The organism is Kribbella sp. NBC_00382, from assembly GCF_036067295.1.
Lineage (GTDB): Bacteria > Actinomycetota > Actinomycetes > Propionibacteriales > Kribbellaceae > Kribbella.
The window spans coordinates 5,424,064-5,445,826 of record NZ_CP107954.1; the positions used below are offsets into that span (position 1 = coordinate 5,424,064).

Consider the following 21,763-nt stretch of genomic DNA (forward strand, 5'->3'; position numbering starts at 1 on the left):
CACGTGTTCGTGGGTCGCCTACTGACTGGCGCCTCGGTGCTCCCCGGTGTCGGGCTGGTGCGATGAGGAGCGGTGTGGACCGGCCGGCGATCAGTACCGGACCGGCGCTGATGATCCCGGCGGGGTACCCGCGCGATCTGCCCAGCGCCCTGCTGCGGGCTGCCCGCGACTTCGGTACCGCCGGCGTCGTCGAGATCGGCCCGGACGGTCGCGAGACCCGGCTCGACTTCCCGACGCTGCTCGAGCTGGCCGCGCGGATCCTGGCCGGCCTGCGTGCGAACGGCGTACGGGCTGGAGATCCTGCTGTCGTGCACTGCACCGAGCCGGTGGGGTTCTTCGCCGCGTTCTGGGCCTGCACGCTGGGCGGCATCCGGCCGCTGCTGATGTCGCCGTCGCCGGAGGGGGACACGACGGAGGAGGGGCGCGAGCGGCTGCGCAAGGTCACCGACCTGCTCGGCTGGACCGTACTGATCGGCCGCCCGTCGGACCTGCCGAACGACCTCGGGCTGCCGGTGCTCGACCCGGACGCTTTGGCCGGGCACGAGCCGACCACCGAGTTCCACCGACCCGCCGCGGACGACGTCGCAGTACTGATGATGACGTCGGGTTCGAGTACCGGTACGCCGAAGATCATCCAGCTGACCCATCGCGGGCTGGTCGAGTTCGCCGCCGGTACGCCGGCCATGCTGCCGGTGCGACCCGGGCAGACCACGCTCAACTGGCTGCCGCTGGACCACAGCGGCGCGTTCCTGCTGTACCACCTGCTGCCCGTGTTCACCGGCTGCACCAACATCCACGTCGCCACCGACTGGGTGCTTGCGGACCCGCTGCGCTGGCTGGACCTGATGGATCAGCACCGGGTGAACCACTCGTGGTCGCCGAACTTCGGCTACCGGCTGGCGGGCGCGGCGATTGCCGGCGAGCCCGATCGGCACTGGGACCTGTCGGCGCTGCGCAGCCTGGTCAGCGGTGGCGAGCAGATCACCGTGCCGGTGGTGAGCGAGTTCCTGCGGCTGACGAACCGCTTCGGCGTCGTACCGGAGACCTTCGTCGCGGCGTGGGGGATGACCGAGACGGTCACCGGCATCACCTTCGGGCGGCCAGGCCTCACGCCGAACGTGCATCGCGTACGGATCTCGCAGACCGGTGTGGTCGAGTGGGTCGACCAGCGGACCAGCGCTGGCAAGGTCGCGGTTGCCCGGCCGGGGAAGGGGCGCACGGACGCTCCCGGCGTACTGAGCCTGGTGTCGGTCGGGGCGCCCGCTCCTGGGGCGACTGTGCGGATTGTGGGTCCCAACGGCGCGGTACTGCCGGAGGGGCGGATCGGGCAGCTGCAGATCGCGTCCGCTCGGGTGACGCCGGGGTATCTCGGCAATCCGGAGGCGGACCGCGCGGCGTTCCCGGCGGGGAACTGGCCGGCGCGCAAGTGGCTGGCGACTGGGGACCAGGGGTTCATCTCTGGTGGGCAGGTGGTCATCACCGGTCGTGACAGTGAGCGGATCATCCTCAACGGCCAGACGTACTACGCCCACGAGCTCGAGGCGATCGCCGCGACTGCTCCGGGCGCCGTCGCGGGCTTGGTCGCGGCCTGCGGCGTTGCGGACGTAGCCCTTGGCACCGAACGACTCCTGATCTTCTACGCCCTCTCCTCAGAGTCAGCCGAAGGCGTCGACGAGGCGATCCGCTCCGCCATCCGCGGCCGCCTAGCCCTGGACGCCCGCGTGGTCGGCGTTCCGCGCCGCCATTTCCCCACCACCCCCGGCGGCAAGATCCTCCGCCCGCTGCTGAAGCAACGCTGGCTGGACAACACCCTGGAAACAGCCCCCGGCCCCTACGCGACCCCTCCGGTCGCTTCCCCCTACGGCGACCCCGTACGCCCCGGCTCGGTCCCTGTTTCCCGCTCCGATTACGACGAAGACCCCAGCGAACAAACCACCGAACTCCCCATAGTCCGCCTAGCCTGGCGCCGCACCCTCCAAGACTCCATCCCCCACCCACCCGAACGCCCCACCCTCGGCGCCAACCGCCACCCCGCCCCCACAGAGCCGGACACCGAAACCCACGCCAGCGGTTCTGCTACAGAACCGCCCGCCACCGCCACCGCCGGTACCACCGCGTCCACCGGCACCACCGGTACCACCGCCTCCGCCGGTACCACCGCCAGCGCCGGTACCACCGCGTCCACCGGCACCTCCGCGTCCACCGGTGCCTCCGCCGCCGACTCCATCAGCGCGGACTCGCTCACGCGAGCCGCCGGTGTCGAGTCGCCACCGGAGGCGCTCGAAGCCAACACACCCAGGCGAACCGGCGGCGCCGAGTCGACGGAGCCAACTACCGCTGAAACGCCCGCGGACGCAGACTCCGCCGCCGACCCAACACCCGTCGCCACCAGCACGGACTCGCCTGCGCGAGCGACTGCCGCCGAGCCGCCGACCGAGGCACCCGAAGCCACCACACCCAGGCGAACCGGCCGCGCCGAGACGCCAGCGCGAACCACCGCCGACGCGCTCGCGGACGCGGACGCGGACGCGGAGTCTGCCACCGACTCAACAGCCGACTCCACCAGCGCGGACTCGCCCGCGCGAGCGACTGCCGCCGAGCCGCCGACCGAGGCACCCGAAGCCAACACACCCACGCCAACCAGCGGTGCCAAGACGCCAGCGGAACCCCCTGCCGATGCACCCGCGGATGCCGCCTCCGCCTCCGACCCCGCAGCCGACTCCACCGGCCCGGACTCGCCCGCGCCCACCGGCATCGAGTCGCGGGCCGACGACGAGGCCGCCCACGACGCGGCTGCCGACTCAACCGCCGGGCCAACTGGCGTGGACCTATCGGCTGATTCCGACGGTGCGGGGACGCACGGCGGTAGGACCGGTGTCGAGTCGCGGGCTGACGATGCAGGTGTCGACTCGGCTGCCGGGTCGACTGGGGCGGAGCTGTTGGCTGATTCCGACGGCGCGGGGACGCGCGGCGGTCCGACCGGTGTCGAGGTGTCGGAGGCAACCCCGACGGACGGCCTCGCCGAGCCCACCGGCGCTGAGCCGCGGTCCGATGCCGCGGACGCCGACCCGACCGCCGGGTCGACTGACGTGGACCCGGCGGCTGAATCCACCGATGCGGAGTCGCGTGGCGGTACTACAGCTGCCGAGCCATCAGCGGGAACGCCGACTCCCGAGCCAGCGGCAACAACTACTTCCGATGTGGTTGCAGGTACCGACTCGACTGCCCGGTCCACTGGGGTGGAGCCGTTGGATGAAACCACTGGTGTCGAGTCGGGCAGCGGTACTGCCAGTGTCGACTCCCTGGCCGACGACGCAGGTGCTGACTCGGCTGCCGGGTCTGCTGGCATCGAGCTGTTGGCTGCATCGGACGGTGCGGCGCCGCACGGCGGTACTACAGCTGCCGAGCAGTCGGCGAGAACACCCACTCCGGAGCCGTCGGCGGGAACAACTACCGCCGGTGAGGTTGCGAGTGTCGACTCGGCCGTCGGGTCCACTGGCGTGGAGCCGTTGGCCGAATCCAGCGGTGCCGAGTCGCGCGGCGGTACCGCCGATGTCGAGTCGCCGGCCGGCGAGGCAGGCGCCGACTCGGCGGCGGAGTCCGCTGGCGTGGACTTGTTGGCCGAATCCGACGGCGCGGAGCCGCTCGGCGGTACTACCGATGCCGAGCCACCGGCGGAGACGCGCGGCGGTGCGACTGGGGAACTGTTGGCCGATTCGGACGGCGCGGAGTCGCGCGGTGGTACCGGCGGTACCAAGCCGAAGACCGAACCTGCGAAGACCGAACCTGCGGGGACCGAGGCTGCGGGGGCCGGTGCGCTCACCAGCGGTGCTGCTGTCGAGTCGGCGGCTGAGTCCGTTGGTGCTGAGTCGCTTGCTGGACGGGTGGTTGCCGAGACGGTCGGCGACACCGACGGTGCGGAGCTGGGCGAGACTGCTGGTGTCGAGGCGGTTCCTGCTGCGGATGTTGCTGAGTCCGAGGCTGAGGCCGTGGTCGACGTGGCCGGTGCTCCGGTGGAGGCGGCGGGACGACGTACGAAGTCTTCCGATCCTGAGGCGGAATCCGCAGTTGTAGCTGCAGCTGACGAGGCACCGACGTCCACCACCCCGGGCGGCGATGTAGCCGCCGAGCCAGCAGCAGCCGCACCCGTTGCAGCCTCGCAGCAGGCCACTCCGGACCTCGACCAAGAAACAACCCAGCTACCCGCGATCCGCGTCTCCGTCGACTCGGGTGACGCCGAGCCACCGACTGCTGACTCCGATAGCCCCGAGCGACCAACTGCCGACCTAACAAACCCTCAGGCCGACGCCGCCGACCAAGCTGAGCCCATCGAGCCGCAGACCAACGCTGCCGGGCGACCTGAGGTCGCCGAGCCGCAAGCGAACGCTGCCGAGCAAGCTGAGGTCACTGGGCCGCAGGCGGATGCTGCCGAGCAAGCGGAGGCCAACGAGCCCCAGGCCGACGTTGGTGAGCGAGCTGAGGTCGCCGAGGCGCAGACCGATGACGGCGAGCGCGCTGATCTCTCCGACCCACAGTCGGACGATGCTGAGGTCACCGAGCCTCAGACCGCTGAGGGCGAGGCTGGTGAGGTCGCTGGGGCGTCGGGGGACGATGGCGAGTCGGCCGAGGGCGGCGAGCTGCAGGTAGACGGCGTGGCGGCGGAGGTACAGGCCGTTGATGCTGAGGGCGCGGGCGTTGAGGCCGCGGATGTTGAGGCGGCCGAGGAGCGGGCTGGCGATGCCGGAGGTGCTGGTGCGCCGGCGGTTGACGGTGCTGACGGCGTACAGGCTGGGGATGCTGCTGCCTCGCCGGATGTAGCTGGAGAGGCTGCTGCGCAGGCGGGCGAGGTAGAAGCTGCCGATGCCGATGCCGATGATGCTGGCTCGGTTGCCGAGGCTGGATCGGCGGTGGTTGCTGAGGCGAGTGCTGAGGAGTTGTTGGCGGGCGACTACGTGCGCATGCTGCCTGGCGTGGTGAAGGCAGCGGGCGGGGGCGGTGTGGCCTCGGAGGCTGCTGCTGGCTCGGTGGTTGCTGAGGCGAGTGCTGAGGAGTTGCTGGCGAGCGCCTACGTTCGGATGCTGCCTGGTGTGGTCAGGGCTGGTACTGAGGGCCGGGATGCTCAGGCTGTTGAGATAGCCGAGGATGTCGACGCAACTTCTGTAGAGGTTGCGAAGGTTGGTGAGGTCGTAGCGCCTGTCGGCGAGTTGGTTGAGGCTGCCGCCGCCGAGCCTGCACCCGCGAAGGTTGTTGGGGAGCGCGCGCGGAAGAGTGGGAGACCGGCCACGAAGGCTGGTGTGGTGGAGCCGGTGGCTGTGGTTGGGCTGGCGGGGCGGTTCCCGGGGGCCGGGTCGGTGGATGAGTTCTGGGAGAATCTGCTCGGCGGAGTGGAGAGTGTCCGGCGGTTCAGCGATGAGGAGCTGAAGGAGGCCGGGGGGACTGACGCGTTCGGTGAGGAAGAGCTGGTCGCCGTCAGCGGTGCGCTCGATGACGTCGAGTTGTTCGACGCGGAGTTCTTCGGGCTCAGTGATCGTGAAGCGGAGCTGACCGACCCGGCGCAGAGGCTGTTCCTCGAGGTTTGCCAGCAGGCGCTCGAACACGGCGGGTATGCCGGAGCGTCGGGGCGGGTTGGAATTTTCGCCGGCTCGGGGATGAACCTCTACACCCAGCAGAACCAGCCGCCGGACTATCTCGCGACGCGCGTGGCTTATCGACTCGGCCTGACCGGCCCGGCCATCGGCGTACAGGCCGCTTGGTCTTCGTCCTTGGTCGCGGTTCACCTTGCCTGCCAGGCGTTGCGCAGTGGGGATGCGGATCTCGCGCTCGCCGGCGCCGCCGCGGTTCACGTGCCGCAGGCAACGGGCTACCACGCGAGCGCCCGCTCGATCCTCTCGCCGACCGGCCACGTCCGCGCCTTCGACGAAAAGGCTGACGGCACGGTCGGCGGCAACGGCGTCGCGGCGGTACTGCTCAAGCGGCTCGACCAGGCGGTGGCCGACGGCGACACCGTCTACGCCGTGATCAAGGGCTCTGCGGTCACCAACGACGGCGGCCCCGACGGCCAGGTCGAGCTGGTCGAGCGCGCGCTGGAGAAGTCCGGCGTACCGGCCGCTTCCCTCAGCTATGTCGAGGCCAACGCCACCGGTACTGCGGAAGACGACACCGTCGAGTTCCGCGCCCTCACCACGGCGCTGCGCAAGCACACCGACCAGACCGGCTTCATCACGATCGGCTCGGTGAAGCCCAACATCGGGCACCTCGACAGCGCCGCGGGCATGGCCGGCCTGATCAAGACCGTGCTGATGCTGCAGCACCGCACCCTCGTCCCGACCATCAACTACAGCAGGCCGAACCCGGCCCTACAGGTTGCCGACAGCCCCTTTGTGATCGGTACCGAGGTCCGCGACTGGGAAGCCGGTACGCCGTTGCGCGCCGGCGTCAGCGCACTCGATGCCAAGGGCACCAGTGCGCACGTGATCCTCGAAGAGGCCCCGCGCCAGATCCGTCGCGGCGAGGACGGCCCCGTCGTCCTGCCGATCTCAGCGCCCGACCCGGACGCACTGGCCGACCTGGTGACGCTGTTCCGTACCGAGCTCGAAGAGGGCACTGGGCAACGACTCATCGACCTCGCCGGTACTGCGGCAATCGGCCGCCCCGCACATCGCCACCGCATCGCCGTCGCAGGCTCCTCCGAATCCGAGCTGGCCGAAGCACTGGCGTCCGCCGCGACCGCCGAGGTACCGCGTGGCGGACCCGGCCCCCTCGGTTTCGCGTTCACCGGCCAAGGCGCTGCCCGGCGTGGGATGGCTGCAGGTCTGGCCGTGCGGTTCCCCGTTTTCCGCGCAGTCCTCGACGAGTGCGACAAGGTCTACGAAGAGGAGGTCGGCGGCAGACTGCTCGAGCTGCTCCTGACCCCGGCCGGCACTGACGACGGTGTCTGGCCGACCGAGACCGCGCAGCCAGCGCTCTTCGCCTTCGAATTGGCGCTCGCCCGCTTGTGGCAGTCGTTCGGAGTCCAGCCCGCGTTGGTGGTCGGGCACAGCGTCGGCGAGTACGCCGCGTTGTGCGTGGCCGGTGCGTTGTCCCTGGCCGACGGCGTGAAGTTGACCGCGCAGCGCGGAGTACTGATGCAGCGCGGGACCGTGCCCGGCGCGATGGTCGCCGTACGGGCCGATGCCGACCGCGTTCGCGAGCTGGCCCAGACGCCCGGTGTCGAGATTGCCGCAGGCAACGGTCCGCAGAACTTCGTACTGACCGGGTCCGAGGTGATCGTCGGGCAGCTGGCCGAGCAGCTCGACCGCCTGGAGCTCAAGTGGCAGCGGCTGGATGTCGATCGCGCGTTCCACAGCTCGCTGGTCGATCCGATCCTGGCCGACTTCGCCAAGGTCGTTGCCCAGATCAAGCTCAAGCCGTTGCGGATGCCGATGGTGTCGAGCTGGTCGGGCGAGTTGCTGGAGAGCGGTACTGCGCTCGACGGCGACTACCTGGTCGGACAGCTCCGGCAGCCGGTCCTGTTCGGTGACGCCGTCGAGGCGTTGACCGCGGCCGGGTGCCGGCGGTTCCTGGAGCTCGGACCGGATGCGGTACTGAGCCCCGCCGGCCGTCGGATCGCGCCGAACAGCACGTGGATCCCGGCGCAGCGGCTCGGCCAGGACCCGGTGCTGGCGACGATGAACGGGCTGGCCGAGCTGTACGAGCAGGGCACCGAGATCGCGTGGGCGAAGGTGTACCCGGAGAGCGGTCGCGTGCCGCTGCCGACGTACCCGTTCCGTCGCGTGCATCACCCGGTCGACGCCTCGGCGCGGCCGGTGGCGTTGGCGCAGGCGCCGGTGGTCGAGGAGGAGCGTTCGATCGAACGGAGCGGAGCGGCGCTGAAGCGCATTCCGCTGGACCCGCCGGCTTCCGACGGCGTGGTCGTGCCCATGGTCGAGGAGATCGATCTGTCGCCGTTCGCGATCCCGGCCGAGGACGATCCCGACCGGCTGAGCACGCTGACGATCGAGACCCCGGAGCCGGAGCCCGCGCCAGTGCAGCCGATCACCGAGGCTGAGCCTGTTGAAGAACAGGACGACACCCCGGCACCAGTCGCCTCAGCCGCAGACCTCTACCGGGCCTCCCTGGAGGTCGTGCTCGATCTGACCGGCGAGCAGCTGGGCCTGGAACCGTACGACCTGACGGTAGACCACACCTTCGCCGAACTCGGCGCGGACTCCCTGTCGATGCTGCGCGTCGTCGAGGAGGTCGGCCAGCGCTTCGACGTCGAGATCGCCGTCAGCGAACTCTTCGACGACCTCAACACCCCCCACAAGCTCGCCACAGCCGTTGCTTCCCGCAACCAACCCGGCGACGACGAGGTCGACCCGCTCGACCTGCTGCGCCCCGCCGAGGAGCCCGTCACCAACGCAGACCCCCGTACTGCGCTCGCCGTGCTCGGCTCAGGCCTGGCCGAACTCGCCGCAAAGGTCGACGCCGCCGCAGCCGCCACGAGCGAAGCGGAGCTCCCCGGTTCGGGAATGGCCGCGCTGATGTCACAGCAACTGCGGGTCGCCGGCCAGCTCGTCGACGGCGTCACCAAGCTGATGCACGAGCAACTCGCGCTGCTCAACGACACGGCGCAGCGGCTCGAGACAGCGCAGCAGCTCGAGGCGAAGCAAAGCGCCGCGACTCTCGAAGTACCGAGTAAGCAGGACAAGGCGGAGGCCGAGAAAGCCAAGCGGGCAAGGGATCTGGAGTACTGGCAGACCGCCCTCGAAGGCGCCCAGCCGCTCGTCCTCCCGACCGATCGCCCGCGCCCGGCCAGCGACGACGTGATCGGCACCGTCACGCACGAGCTGAACTCGGAGATCGGCGACGCTGTCTTCGCGTTCAGCCGCGACCGGCGGGTCAGCCCGTTGATGACGATGCTCGCCGCCGTCGGCACCGTGCTCGGCCGCTTCGCCGACCAGGACGACCTCACCATCGGTACCGCGGCCCTCCGTCGCCCCGGCGACTCCGCGCGGCAACCGGCCCTGCCGCTCCGCCTCGACCTCACCGGCGAGCCCGACCTGGGCGATCTCGCGCAGCGCGTCCGCGAGATCACCACCACTGCGGTCGACCACTCGACCGCCGACCTCGCCACGCTCGAGCAGGACCCGCTGTTCCAGGTGCTCGTCGAGTTCGAGGCCGGCGACGAGGAGCTCGCGCCCAGCCTCGACCTCCGCTTCCGCCTCGCGTACCACGGCGGCGGCATCACCTGTACTGCGGACTACCGCGCCGGCCTCTTCGACCACCAGACCGTCAAGCGCCTGCTCGCCTACCTCGAAGCCGTCCTGCGCCGGGCGATCGAGGACCCGCGCCTCCCGCTGCCCGACCTGATGCTGCCGATCGAGGCCGACCAGAAGATCCTGGCCGAGTTCGAGGGCGAAGCGCCGCAGACCGGTCCGATCGGTCGGCTCCGCCGGGACGCCGTCGTCGCCGGTGAGCTCAGTGGCCTGCACACCCTCTTCGAGCAGCAGGTGGCCAGGACGCCGGATGCGATCGCGCTGATCCAAGGCGACCGCGAGATCTCGTACGTCGAACTCGATCGCCGCTCGAACGCGGTGGCCTGGCAACTCGTCGACCTCGGCGTGAAGCCCGGCCAGCTCGTCGCAGTACGGGTTGCCAGGGGAGCGGAGCTCGTCGTCGCAGTACTGGCCGTGCTGAAGTCCGGTGCTGCGTACCTGCCGCTGGACCCCGGCGTACCGGAGTCGCGCTGGGCGTTCATGACCGCCGATGCAGGAGCAGTCGCGCTGGTCGGCGACGACGCGGCGCTGGCCGACAGGCTCGGGCTGCGACTGGTGCCGGTGGCAGCGGTCGACGGCGACCTGCGGTCGAAGCAGGCGCCGCCGGTACGGGCCGCGGCCGACGACATCGCCTACTGCATCTACACGTCGGGCTCGACCGGCAACCCCAAAGGCGTCGCCGTACCGCACCGCGGCCCGGTCAACCTCATCCGGCACTACCTGCGCACCAGGCGATCGCTCCGCACGCTGCAGTGGACTTCATTCGGCTTCGACGTCCACGTGCAGGAGATGTTCACCACGCTGGCCTCGGGCGCCGCGCTGGTACTGATCGGCGAGGACGACCGGTACGACCCGGACGCCGTCATCGCGGCGCTGAAGGATCACGGGGTCGAGCGGATGTTCATGGCGTTCACGCCACTGACCGCGCTGCTCGCCACGATGCGCAAGGTGCCCGAGCTGCCCGCGCTGCGCGAGATCGTCGCAGGCAGCGAGGCGATGGTCGTCACGCACAAGATCCGCGACTTCCTCGAGGCACATCCGGAGTGCACGCTCTACAACGAGTACGGCCCGACCGAGGCATCCGTGGTGACCACGATCCACCAGGTCGACCCGGACGAGGACCGGCCGTCCATCGGCCGGCCCATCGACGGCGTCGTGGTGCGCCTGCTCGACGAGGCGCTGCGGCCCGTACCGGTTGGTGCGATCGGTGAGATCCACCTGGGCGGCGTGGCCGTTGCCCAGGGCTACCTTGGCCGTCCTGACGAGACCGAGACCGCGTTCGTGAGCGACCCGGCGCATCCGGGCGGACGGTTGTACCGGAGCCGTGACCTCGGGCGCTGGCGTGCCGACGGTTCGCTGGACTACCTGGGTCGCGCTGACGACCAGGTAAAGATCCGCGGGCACCGGGTCGAGCCGGGGGAGACGGAGCACGTACTGGCCGACCTGCCCGGCGTGATCGACGCCGTGGTGGTGGCCTGTGCTGACCCGGCCGGCGACACGTGCTTGATCGGGTACGTCGTACTTGAGGACAGCGATCCCGCAGTACTGGCGAACCTCCTGCTGGAGCTCACCAAGGAGCTGCCGATCTACCTGGTCCCGGCCGACCTGATCCCGGTCGAGGACCTCCCGCTGGACGCGTCCGGCAAGCTCGACCGCGCACGGCTCCCCGAACCCGAGTGGCTCAAGGGCAGCTGACTACGTCAAAACCCCACGCACTCCTCTGCGTGGGGTTCTTTCGTTCCGGTGAAGTCGGTTCTGCACCGTGTACGGGGTTTGTGTGCCGGCGGCTACCCTCCCGCAACCTCCGGCCTACCGTCCACGATGCAGAACCCGCGCTCGATCCTCATCCCTCCTGAGGATCGACCGCACCTACCTCTGCCGCTCTCCGGCGCAGCAGCGCGTACGCGCTGATCACGCAGATGAGCAGGGAATAAACGGCCCAGACGGGTCCGACGTTGCCGAGCTCAGGTCCGTTCCCCCGGGACCCGAGTACGACCACGGCGGTGACCGCGGCGAGCGCGATCAGTGGGCCGGTCCAGCCCAGCACGCCCATCCGCACCGGCTGCTCGGCCTCGGACAGTTCGTCCGATTCCGAGGCGGCGGAGATGGCGCGTCCCCGGAGGGACTCGTGCAGGGCCGCGACGCCGCACGCGGCGGCGACGTTCAGGAGCAGCAGGCGGCCGGCCACCTCGCCGATGACGGCACCACCCGGGCCGACCGTGCCGTACACGACGGCGTACAGGTCGACCGGGACGGTGGCCGCGGTGGCGAGGACGACGACGGTCTGGAACAGCCGCGGGCGGCGTACGGAGGTACGCAGCACGCCATGGCTGACCGTCGTGGCGACCACGAGCGCGGTGAAGAAGAGTGCGAAGACGATCAGAACGGCAGCGTCCATCAGGACCTATCCCTACGGTCGAGCGTTGCCCCGGACAACGCTGGTGGACGTGCGTACATCGGTGCTGCGGTTGCCCGCGAGAGCGGCGAGGAGTCTCCTCCTCGCCGCTTACGCAAGCGGTCAATCCCTGGCATGCAGGTCCCCCCTGATTGCCCTCGGACGACGTGCCCCCACCCCGTCCATCCGTTGCATCGGAGCAGCAGGGGTCACCGTTACAAGGTTTTGGGCAATTGCGTAAAAAATGCGCAAATTTGCTCGGGAGACCCCTTTCCGCACGCCACATCTGTGTGTGAGGGGTCGCAGACCGTCAGGAGACGGTTACGGTGGCGCCAACTGCCCGGTGAACTACCTCAGCGCGATCCCCGATGGGGTGGCCGCGGGCAACAGATCCCAGCCGAGCCGGGCGGCGCCGATCAGGCCGGCGTTGTCGAGCTGGGCCGGCTCGACGGTCAGGTCGGTGACGAAAGGGAGCTGCGCCAGGCGCTTCACCCAGCGCTGGACCGGGTCGAACAACACCGGTCCCGCCTTGGCCACCCCGCCGCCGATCACGACGGTCGTCAGGTCAACGGTCACAGCGGTGGCAACGATGCCCGCCGCGAGCGCCTGCGCTCCGTCGTCGAACACCGCCAGGGCGATCTCGTCCCCGGCGGCGGCGTCCGCGGACAGTACCGCCGCGTCCACGTCCTCGGTACTGCGCCAGCCGCGACGCTTGGCCCGGGCAACCATTCTCGGGCCGCTCGCGTACGTCTCGACGCAACCGTACGACCCGCACGCGCACGCCTCGCCGTCGAGGTCGACCACGACGTGCCCGAGGTGCGCCGCATTACCGGACTGACCGAGCAGCGGCCGTCCGTCGACCACGATGCCGGCCCCCACGCCGGTCGAGACGACGATCCCGAGCAGGCTGCCGACATCGCGCCCGGCGCCGGTCCAGAACTCCCCGAGCGCGAAGCAGTGCCCGTCCACGCCCAGCGTCACCGGTACGTCGCCGACGAGCGCGCGGACCCGGTCGACCAGGGGGAAGTTCCGCCAGCCGACGATGTTCACCGGCGAGACCAGACCGTGCTTCTGGTCCAGCGGCCCGGCCGAACCGATGCCGACCGCGGCCGGCTCGGTGTCGCCCTTCACGCGGGTGATCAACTCGCCGAGCGCGGCGAACACCTGGTCGGCGTCGCCGGGCGGGGTCGCGATCCGGTCCTTGGTGAGGATCTCGCCGTCGGCCGAGACCAGCGCGGCGGCGATCTTGGTGCCGCCGATGTCGATGCCGAGCACCGTCACTGCTTCGTCGCCCATGGTCCCCCTGTCAGTCACGGTGCGGATGGCGGTCAGGTCGGGAGACAACGTTATCTGTAACCAGCCAATCCGGCGAGAGGTAGCTGGTGCTAATCATCCATGAACCCGCAGGCCAGCGCTTGAATCAGGCACGGATGAATTCTGACAACGATGGCCTTCCAAGTGCTTCAATCGGCAACAACGAGGGCAATCCTTCGCTGTCCGTGACGGGTTCAGGTAGCGATCCGGCCGTCGGCACGAGAGGGTAGGGCGCATGAGTGACCAACTGGACCGCGACGCCGCCGGCGCCCTCGTCGTCGGCTTCAACGGAACCACCGCCCCCGACGAGCTCCGCCGCGCAGTCGCCGCCGGACTCGGTGCCGTCATCCTGTTCACCCGCAACGTCGAGAGCGCCGAGCAGGTCGCGGCGCTGACCGCCTCGCTGCGCGCCGAGCGGCCGGACCTGGTGATCGCGATCGACCACGAGGGCGGCGAGTTCAGCCACCTCGCGCCCGCCAACCCCTGGCCGCTGTCCTCGCCGCGCTCACTCGGCGAGCTCGACGACGTGGACCTGACCCGTTCGGCTGCTCGCGACGCGGCGGCCACCCTCGCCTCGCTCGGCATCGACCTGATGCTCGCGCCCTCGGTCGACGTGAACAGCAACCCGGCCAACCCGATCATCTCGACCCGCTCGTTCGGTACGACGGCCGACGTCGTCTCCCGGCACGGTGTCGCCTTCGTCCAGGGTGTGCACGACGCCGGCATCGCCGCCTGCCCGAAGCATTTCCCCGGCCACGGCGACGTCACCGTCGACTCCCACCTCGCGCTGCCCCGGGTGGACCGCTCGATCGAGCAGGTGAACGCGGTCGAGCTCGCGCCCTTCAAGGCGACCATCGAGGCCGGCGCGGACGTCATCATGAGCGCGCACATCATCTTCTCGGCGTACGACGACCAGCCGGCCACCCTGTCGCGGCGGATCCTGCACGGGTTGCTGCGCGAGGAGCTCGGGTTCACCGGCGTCATCACCACCGACGCGCTCGAGATGCAGGCGATCACCGCGACCCAGTCGATCGAGGACGCCACGGTCGCCTCGATCCGGGCCGGCGCCGACCTGGCGATGATCGCGATCGGCGAGGCGGATTCGCGGGCGCTGACCGCTCGGCTCGTACAGGCGGTCAACGAGGGGACGCTTGACGCTGCTCGTCTGGCGGACGCTGCTGGGCGGGTACGCGCCTTGGCCGCGACGCTCGCGGCTCGACCTCGCCTGCCAGGGCTGGATGGAGCGCCGACCCGCGAGGTGGCTGCACGCACGGTTACGCGGCAAGACTTCCCGGGGCTCGGCGGTTCGCCGTACGTGGTGGATCTGACGCAGGGGCTCCACCCGGCCTGGAACCCGTACTTCAGCGGTCTGCCTGAGGTGTTCGCGAAGGTCGCGCCGGGCTCGGCAGGCGTAGTACTGCGCGGCGCGGATCCCGCTGCGCTGTCGGAGGCCCAGAATGCGGCTATCGGCCGGCCGCTGGTGGTCGCAGTACAGGACGCCGTCCGTACGCCGTGGATGCGCGCGGCTCTGCAGGAGTTGCTGGAGAGCCACGAGGGCGATGTCTTCGTACTGTGCACCGGCATCCCCGAGGACCGGGCGCTCGTACCGGCGGCCGTCCCCACGGCCGTCACCTACGGCCGCAACCTCGTCGTCCTGGAAGCGGCCGCCCAGCTCCTCACCCGGGTTCCTTAAGAGCTTGATCAATTCGATGGGCTAAGTTCCGGCTACGCAATCGTTTCCAGGTCTAGCGTGGCTCGGGTGAACGCTCTCGACCTGTCGAAGATCACGCTCCGGCCCCTCCAGCAGGGCGACTGGCCACGGATTCACGAGTGGGCCTCGCTGGAGGAGTCGGTCCGGTACCAGCCGTGGGGTCCGAACACGGAGGCGGAGACGGAGGCCTTCGTCGCGGCCGCGATCGCGTCCGCCCAGGTGGAACCGCGTACCCGATACGCCTGGGGCGCCACCCATCCGGTGACGGGTGTGCTCGGCATCGGCGAGCTGAACATCCGCCAGGCCGTCTGGAAACGCGGCGAGATCAGCTACGCCGTCCATCCCGACCACTGGGGCCAGGGCGTCGCCAGCGAGATCGCCCGCATCCTCCTGCACTTCGGTTTCGAGGACCGCCAGCTGGAACGCATCGAAGCCACCTGCGACCCCCGCAACTCTGCCTCAGCCGCGGTGCTGAAGCGCATAGGCATGACCTACGAGGGCGTCCTCCGCCGCACAGTCCTCATCCGCACGGGTTGGCGAGACTCCAAAATGCACAGCATGATCCGCCCCGAGTGGACCCCGCCACCGCCCACCCTGGAGCCCCGCTGGACTCTGGCCTAGCCGCCAGTCACATCTGGCGACCTTGAACACCATCTGGCGACCTTGAACACGTTATTTCTTGTCCGAGGTCACCGCTTGGTGTCCGAGGTCGCCAGTTGTGTGCCTAGCCCCGGCAGTTGAGTTGGAGGTCCAGCGCGTGTTGCTCGACGTAGTTCAGAGCGTGCCGGACTGCGCCGACCGACACGATCGTGTCGCCGAGTGACGAGACTGCGACCTGCGGTGGGGTAGTGGTGAAGGTTGCGAGTTGCTTCTCGATCTCTGGGAGCAACGCTTTCGCTGCCGTGGCGACGGCGCCGCCGATAACCACCAGCTCGGGGTTGAAGAGGATGGCCAAAGTCGCAACCACCCGCGCGGTACGACCGGCGACGTGCTGAAGGATGCTCAGGGCAACCTTGTCGCCATCGGCCGCCGCGGCGAACACCAACTCCGCAGTGACTGGGGCGCTGCCCCGCAGGCTTGTCTCCACAGCGCGATCGGCGACCGCCTTCGTACCTAGCTCGCGAGCCGTCCGGGCGATACCGGCCGTATCTCCGACGCCCTCGACGAGTTTGAGATAGACCATTTCGCCAGCCCCGCCGCGACTGCCGTGCAGCAATCGCCCGGAGTCCATCAGCCCGGACCCGAACCGCTCGCCCGCGAGGAGCACGACCAGATCGTCGACGTCACGGGCCTCACCTCGCCAGTGCTCGCCGAGCGCGGCCAGGTTCGCATCGTTCTCCAGCAGCACCGGCCAGCCGTGCAGCTCGGTGAGCCGCGTCGTCAGCCCGGCGTCGAAGCGTCGCCAGAACTCGTCGTCGACCAGGATGTTGCCCTCCCGATCGACCGGCGCGGCGACCCCGACCCCGGCCGCGAGCACCTCGGCGTCGGTCACCCGGGCCTCGCTGAGCACCTGCAGGATCGCCTCGTTGACGACCTGGGTCTGCTCGGCCGGTGTTTTCACGGCCTGGAACGAGCGACCGGTCTTGGCGACGGTCTCACCCCGCAGGTCGGAGAGCAGCACCGTGGTCTTGGATGCGCCGACGTCGATACCGAGCACGTACCCGGCCTGGCTGTTGAACTCGAATCGGCGCGAGGGCCGGCCCACCGGCGTACCGGGAGCGTCGTGACCGGGGTCGAGCTCGACCACCCAGCCCATCGCGATCAGGTCGTTGCAGACCGCGTGCACGGTGGCGCGGGTCAGGCCGGTGGCCTCGATCAGGCCGGTACCTGTCATCACGCCCGCTGTGGACAGTACGCCGAGTAACTTGCCGGCATTGACCCTGCGCAGCAGCGGCGGCGTGGCCGCGGCGGTATTCGCCATATTCCCTCTTGACCTCCTCGCGAGTACCCGCGCACAATACTGCAGAATCTAAATTTAGAGTCTATATAAACCAGAGTGAGGCGCTCTTGACCAGCACCGAGACCCAGGTGATCCGACCCGGTGACCCGACCGATGCCGACTGGTGGCGGCAAGCGGTCGTGTACCAGATCTACCCGCGGAGTTTCGCCGACTCCAACGGCGACGGCGTCGGCGATCTGCCGGGCATCATCAGCCGCGTCCCGTACCTGACCTCGCTCGGCATCGACGCGGTCTGGCTGAGCCCGTTCTACCCGTCCGCGCTCGCCGACGGCGGGTACGACGTGGACGACTACCGCGACGTCGACCCGCGGCTCGGCACGCTGAGCGACTTCGACGACCTCGTCGCTGCGCTGCACGGGGCGGGGATCAAGCTGATCGTCGACATCGTCCCTAACCACACGTCGAACCTGCACGCGTGGTTCCAGGAGGCACTGGCGTCCGGTCCCGGTTCCGCTGCCCGGGATCGGTACATCTTCCGCGACGGCGCGGGTGTGGACGGGTCCGAGCCGCCTTCGGACTGGGACTCGGTCTTCGGCGGATCGGCCTGGGCGCAGACGCCGGACGGGCAGTGGTACCTGCATCTGTTCGCGGCCGAGCAGCCCGACCTCAACTGGGACAACGCCGAGGTTCGCGACGACTTCCTCACCACGCTGCGGTTCTGGTCGGACCGTGGGGTGGACGGGTTCCGGGTGGATGTGGCGCATGCGCTGATCAAGGATCTGACCGAGCCGCTGCCGTCGAAGTCTGTTCTGCCTCGGCAGTCGGAGTCGCTTGGCGCGCACCCGTTGTGGGATCGCGAGGGCGTGCACGAGATCTACCGCGAGTGGCGCAAGGTGCTGAACTCCTACGACCCGCCGCGGTCGGCGGTCGCGGAGGCGTTCGTACCGGCTGCGCGGCGGGCACGGTATGCGAGTGCCGACGGGCTCGGGCAGGCGTTCAACTTCGATCTGCTGCAGGCGGACTGGGACTTCGGGCGCTTCCGCCAGGTGATCGAAGAAAACCTCGCCCTGGCCGAGGAGAACGGCTCGTCGTCGACCTGGGTCTTCTCCAACCACGACGTAGTCCGCCACGCCACCCGCTACGGACTGCCTCGCGATCCGGAGGGCTTGTGGCAAGACGGCAAAGCGTGGCTACTGAGTAACGGCACCGAGCCGACCGTCGATGTCGAGCAGGGGTTGAGGCGGGCGAGGGCCGCTGTCCTCCTCATGCTTGCGCTGCCGGGTTCGGCGTACCTGTACCAAGGTGAGGAACTCGGCTTGCAGGAAGTCGGCGAGCTACCGGCCGCCAGCCTGCAGGACCCGGCGTACTTCCGCTCCAAGGGCGCCGAGAAGGGCCGCGATGGCTGCCGGGTCCCACTGCCCTGGACGATCGGCGGCCTCTCCTTCGGCTTCGGCTCCGGCGGCTCCCATCTACTCCAGCCGGCCTGGTTCGGCTCGTACTCGGTAGAAGCCCAAGAGTCCGACCCAACCTCAACCCTCAGCCTCTACCGCAAAGCCCTAGCCGTCCGCCGAGGCCTGCAAACCACCGCCGGCCTCGAATGGATCGACGGCGTCGAATGGTCCCTCCACTTCACCCGCCCCGGCGGCTGGCAATCAGTAACCAACTTCGGCGCCGCCCCCATCGAACTCCCCGAAGGCGCAGTAGTCCTCTCCAGCGCCCCCCTGGACGGCGACAAACTCCCCACCGACACCACCGCCTGGCTCATCTAACCCACCCCCGACAGACCCTCCGACTTACACGGAGGGTCTGTTGCCATAAGCAACAACCAAGAGTGACAGTCAAGAGCGACAGGCAGTCCCTGCGCCGCTGTGGCTCACGCGGTGCCAGGGTGCGAGGGCGCGCTGGGGACGTGGTGCTGCGAGAGACGTCGCGGTGCTGCCGGCAAGAGCTGAGAGCAAGAGACAGTCCCCGCGGCCGCTGTGGTTGACGCGGTGCCGGGGTGACAGGTGGAGCTGGGGTCGGAGTGCTGCGGGTGACGACGCCGTGCTGACAGTAAGGGCAAGAGCTAGGGGCAAGAGCTAGGGGCAAGAGCTAGGGGCAAGGGCTAAGAGCAACGGACGGTCCCCGCTGGCGCTGTGGTTGACGCGGTGCCGGGGTGGCAGGTGGTGCTGGGCTAGTTGTGGGCAGGTTCGGTAACGACAGGTGCGGTAGTAGCTGTTCGGTTCGCGATGCGAGCAAGGGCCTCGGGACATCCGACCACCGCCGAGGCTGAGTCGTGCCCGGGGGATGGCCGGTGTTGGGTCAACTGGGTACTGGTTCGTCAGCGGCGGCTAGGGCACCTACCTGCAGGAGATGCGGGCAAGCCTCGCCAGTACGGGCTGAGCGCTGCGTGCCTGAGTGGCCGACTTGCACTGCATGGCCTGGGGTGGATTGGTCGCCGGGCGAGCAGCCAAAGCCTGGCGCTTACGCCGAGCTGCGGTGTATCGGCCCATTCAACCTACAGGTGTTCGGTCGGTTTGAAGTGGTGAGGAATTCACGTTGTGGATAAGGGGATTCCGGCCCGAAACTGTCGGCGGCCTCGTCTAGCCTTTGGGGTATGGACGATCGTGACGTGGAGACGATGAGCGACAGCGAGCTGCTGTCCGATCTCGATGTCACGCGCGCGAAACTGGGCGCTCTGGAGTCGCGCGAGCTCAAGATCTTGGACCGGTTGGAACAGAACAAGTACGCCAAGACCCTCGGCGCGCACGACCTTCCCCGGCTACTCGCCCACCGGTACCGCCTCGACCTGGCCGACGCCACCCGGCGCGTGAAGCTAGCCGTCGACCTACGCAAGTACCCGGCCGTGGCCGCCGCGCTGCCCACCCCGGGCAACGTGATCCCCGAGGACGGCGTAGTGCTGAACCTGGCCCAGGCACGCGCCATCATGTCGGCCTTGGAGCAGATCCCGAAGTCGGCGAATGTCCCGGTCGAAGAACTCGACGCGGCTGCGGCACAGATGGTGCAGGCGGCGCGCCACATGAAGCCGAACGAGTTGCAGTCGATGGGGGTGCAGGTCCGCAACATCCTCGACACCGACGGCCCCGAACCCCGCGAAGACGCCGCCCGCCAGCGTGAAGAAGTGTGGGTGACGAAAGCCGAGGACGGGGTGAAGTTCGGTGGCTACCTCGCGGGTGAGAACGCCGAGAAACTGCAGACGGTCCTGCAGACCGGCGCCAAACCCCACAAAACCGAAGACGGCGAGCTGGATCCCCGGTCGCGGGGCAAACGCCAGGCCGACGCACTAGTGGATGCCCTCGACATCGCCCTGGCCTCCGGTGACCTGCCCGCTAGGGGTGGTGTCAAGCCGCACATCACCGTCACCATCGACCTGGACGACTTGACCGATGCTGGGAAGCAGGCGACCGGTGACCTGACCTACGGCGATGGCCTGTCCGCGTCGGCGATCCGCCGCCTCGCCTGCGACGCCGGGATCATCCCGGTGGTTCTGGGTTCGGATAGTCAGCCGTTGGATGTTGGCCGGGAGAAGCGGTATGTCACCGACGGCCTGCGTAACGCCCTGAACCAGCGCGACCGGGGCTGCGTCGTCTGCCACGCCCCACCGATCTACTGCGACGCCCACCACCTGATCAGCTGGGCCGACGGCGGTGCCACCAGCCTCGCGAACCTGGTGCTGTTGTGCCGGGTCGACCACACCTCGCTGCACGACGGCCACTGGACCATCACCATCATCGACAACCAGGTCCAGGTCACCCGCCCCACCTGGGCCGACCCACCCCGACCAGACACCGGGCGAAGACTCGACTCGTCCAGCAGTACTCCCGCCACCGCACCCGCGACGACGGCCACTACCCCCTGGCCACAGTCAACCGGCACGGCCGCACCACCTGCCACACCCACACCCACACCCACACCCACGTCGGCAGATGCTGACCCCTGGCCTTCAGAGGCCACCGCCGAGGGATCCGCGCCGGCTGACGCTGAGCCCCGGCCGCCACGAGCGTCGGCGGCCGCTGACCCCTGGCCTGCGCCGACCGCCACGGGTGGACCACCTGCTACACCCGCACCCACGTCGGCAGATGCTGACCCCTGGCCTTCAGAGGCCACCGCCGAGGGATCCGCGCCGGCTGACGCTGAGCCCCGGCCGCCACGAGCGTCGGCGGCCGCTGACCCCTGGCCTGCGCCGACCGCCACGGGTGGACCACCTGCTACACCCGCACCCACGTCGGCAGATGCTGACCCCTGGCCTTCAGAGGCCACCGCCGAGAGATCCGCGTCGCCAAACGCTGAGCCCTGGCCGCCACCCGCGAAGACTGCCGCTGCCCCCTGGCCTGCACGGACTGCCGCCGAGGGATCCGTGTCGGCGGACGCTGAGCCCTGGCCTTCAGAGGCCGCCGCCGAGGGACCCGCGTCGGCGGACACTGATCGCTGGCCGCCACCCGTGTCGGAGGCCGCTGACCCATGGCCCTCAGAGGCCACCGCGGAGGGCGCCGCGTCCGTGGAAGCTGACTCTTGGCCGCCAGTCGCGACGACGGGCGCTGACTCCTGGCCTGTTCCGACCGCTGCGGGCGCAGATCTTGCGGTGGCGGATGGGAGTACCGATACCAAGTCTGCAACCATCCCCGCTCCGCCCACTCGGCCTGCTCCGCCTGCTCGGCCTGCAGCGGCTTCGGGTCCTGGTGTAGCAGCGAGATTGAACTGGCCCTACAACGACGATGCTGCTTGGATCTCCGCCGAGGAGGCGGCCGAGCTAGACCCCTGGGGTGACAACTCAGTAGACGCGGGTTTACCAGCGATGCCTGGACCGACGAGCGGATCCACTCGGGGCCGGTCTCGGGTGGGCGGCGCGCCTTGGAGTAATCCGGAGGAGGCTGCGGCTCTCGATACTTGGGGTGACGGGCCCGTCGGTGCGGTGATACCTCCCGGTGTACCCGCGCCGGCAGACACTTCCGGGGGTGGACTTGCGTGGGTCGACGAAGATTCTTGGGCCACGCCCGACGAGGCGGCCGACGTCGATCCCTGGGCCGACAGTGCGTGATACAGGCAGGTAGCTGAACGCCACAAAGCTGGCTGCCGTTCGTCGTGCACCACTCTGCTCAAGGGGAGTCTGGCTTGTTTCTGTGAGGGGAGTCCGGCTCGTTCTTGCTTGGCGGGAGTCTGGCTCGTTCTTGCTTGAGGGGTACGGC

Annotated in this window: 8 protein-coding genes; 5 read left to right on the forward strand and 3 right to left on the reverse strand. The window is 69.3% G+C overall.

Annotation, left to right across the window (positions count from 1 at the left end):
* Positions 1–62 precede the first annotated feature (62 nt).
* Positions 63–10,952 carry a non-ribosomal peptide synthetase/type I polyketide synthase gene (locus OHA70_RS26050; protein WP_328322087.1) on the forward strand — a complete coding sequence of 3,630 codons (10,890 nt, stop codon included), beginning with the start codon at positions 63–65 and terminating at the stop codon, positions 10,950–10,952.
* A gap of 148 nt (positions 10,953–11,100) precedes the next feature.
* Here OHA70_RS26050 and OHA70_RS26055 read toward each other — a convergent pair whose 3' ends face one another.
* Together OHA70_RS26055 and OHA70_RS26060 are read right to left on the reverse strand one after the other, a co-directional pair.
* Entirely contained in the window at positions 11,101–11,655 is a 555-nt protein-coding gene (locus OHA70_RS26055) for a hypothetical protein (protein ID WP_328322089.1), read from the reverse strand.
* A 345-nt stretch (positions 11,656–12,000) separates the two neighbouring features.
* Complete coding sequence (locus tag OHA70_RS26060) at positions 12,001–12,966, reverse strand: ROK family protein (RefSeq protein ID WP_328322091.1); 966 nt, start codon at positions 12,964–12,966, stop codon at positions 12,001–12,003.
* Between the two features lie 235 nt (positions 12,967–13,201).
* Between OHA70_RS26060 and nagZ the strand changes: the two genes are divergently transcribed.
* Together nagZ and OHA70_RS26070 are read left to right on the forward strand one after the other, a co-directional pair.
* Positions 13,202–14,659 (forward strand): beta-N-acetylhexosaminidase, encoded by a 1,458-nt coding sequence (nagZ, locus tag OHA70_RS26065; RefSeq protein WP_328322093.1) that lies wholly within the window; start codon positions 13,202–13,204, stop codon positions 14,657–14,659.
* 66 nt (positions 14,660–14,725) lie between these two features.
* Positions 14,726–15,298, forward strand: coding sequence for a GNAT family N-acetyltransferase (locus OHA70_RS26070; protein WP_328322095.1), 573 nt, complete (start codon positions 14,726–14,728; stop codon positions 15,296–15,298).
* Positions 15,299–15,401: 103 nt separating this feature from the next.
* Here OHA70_RS26070 and OHA70_RS26075 read toward each other — a convergent pair whose 3' ends face one another.
* Positions 15,402–16,598, reverse strand: coding sequence for an ROK family protein (locus OHA70_RS26075; RefSeq protein WP_328322097.1), 1,197 nt, complete (start codon positions 16,596–16,598; stop codon positions 15,402–15,404).
* Positions 16,599–16,684: 86 nt separating this feature from the next.
* Between OHA70_RS26075 and OHA70_RS26080 the strand changes: the two genes are divergently transcribed.
* Positions 16,685–18,346, forward strand: a complete 1,662-nt coding sequence (locus OHA70_RS26080) for a glycoside hydrolase family 13 protein (RefSeq protein ID WP_328322099.1) — start codon at positions 16,685–16,687, stop codon at positions 18,344–18,346.
* An 827-nt stretch (positions 18,347–19,173) separates the two neighbouring features.
* Positions 19,174–21,615, forward strand: coding sequence for a DUF222 domain-containing protein (locus OHA70_RS26085; protein ID WP_328322101.1), 2,442 nt, complete (start codon positions 19,174–19,176; stop codon positions 21,613–21,615).
* Positions 21,616–21,763 lie beyond the last annotated feature (148 nt).